This is a genomic window from Shewanella sp. 11B5 (assembly GCF_002836795.1).
GTDB lineage: Bacteria > Pseudomonadota > Gammaproteobacteria > Enterobacterales > Shewanellaceae > Shewanella > Shewanella frigidimarina.
This window is the reverse complement of record NZ_PJAP01000176.1, coordinates 1-1,100: the sequence shown is the minus strand read 5'-3', so window position 1 is coordinate 1,100 and position 1,100 is coordinate 1. Positions and strand designations below refer to the sequence as shown.

Annotated in this window: 1 protein-coding gene; it reads left to right on the top strand. The window is 40.9% G+C overall.

Going from position 1 to position 1,100, the window contains the following annotated elements; translation table 11 throughout:
• Window positions 1-28: 28 nt before the first annotated feature.
• Window positions 29-1,100 (top strand): hypothetical protein (locus CXF78_RS01435; protein ID WP_102035757.1); only part of this gene is annotated, 1,072 nt, incomplete at its 3' end.

The following is a 1,100-nucleotide window of genomic DNA, read 5'->3' as shown; positions in this document are numbered from 1 at the left end:
ATGTAACTAGATGGTTAATGGAGTAAATATGTTTAACAAAAAAATAAGTCGATTGATGATGGTGTCTGCAATGGGAGCCTTGTTACTAGGGTGTGGCTCAGACAGTGAAGAAAGCAGTGATGATGTCGCTTATGTGCAGTTTTATAATGCATCACCGAATAGCACATCAACTTCGTTAGTGCTGGATGACTATTCATATACAGCGGTTGATTTTGCTGATGCAATGCCGCGCTATGCTTATAGTACGGGGAGTACAGAGCTGGAGATTTATGGTCAAGATGAAGATAGTGAAACGGTAACCGTTTACAGCGACACCGTTGATTTAGCGAGCGACTCGAACCATTTGTATGTTTTGTATGGTGACTATCATGATCCCGAACTACTGGATATTAACTATTCACGTGATGAAATGGACGAGTTGAATGCCGACGATGATAATGACTACAGCAAAATGGAAGTGTTGGTGGCTAACGTAGCCACTGATGAAGGTGCGTTTGATACCTATATTTCACTCGATACCCAAACCATTGACGAAGCGGTGATGCTGGGTAATGTGCCATACAGTAGTTACACGAGCGAACAGATATTCGATACAGATGATTATATTGTCTATCTTACCGAAACAGGTACAAAAAATGTGCTCTACACGACAGGTAGCATGAGTTTAACCTCCGAAACTGCTTATAAATTGATTATTCGTAATAGCTTTGGTGCGGGTGATATTAACGTCACTATCGACAGTATTGACTCAACCACAACTCCAGTCACTTACGCCGCGTTAGAGGCAACAGCTGATTACCGGGTGTTTAATGGTTTAGAAACTCAAAGCATTGATGTTGATGTGGCCAGCAAGCAAGAAACACAGTACTTGTATGGGATTTCACCCTTCACAGTAACGGCTTACCAATCAACATCGTTTAATGATTATGGTATCACCACTAAAGATGCGACAAGTAAAGCTAAGTTGTTCGATAACTTGTTGGTAACGTTTAACCAAGATGAAGTGAAGTCTTTACTGATTTATCAGCAAGAAGACAGTTCTGTAAAAGGTATGGTGATCGAGCAAGACTTACGACCTCGAGCTTTTGAATATAAAGTCG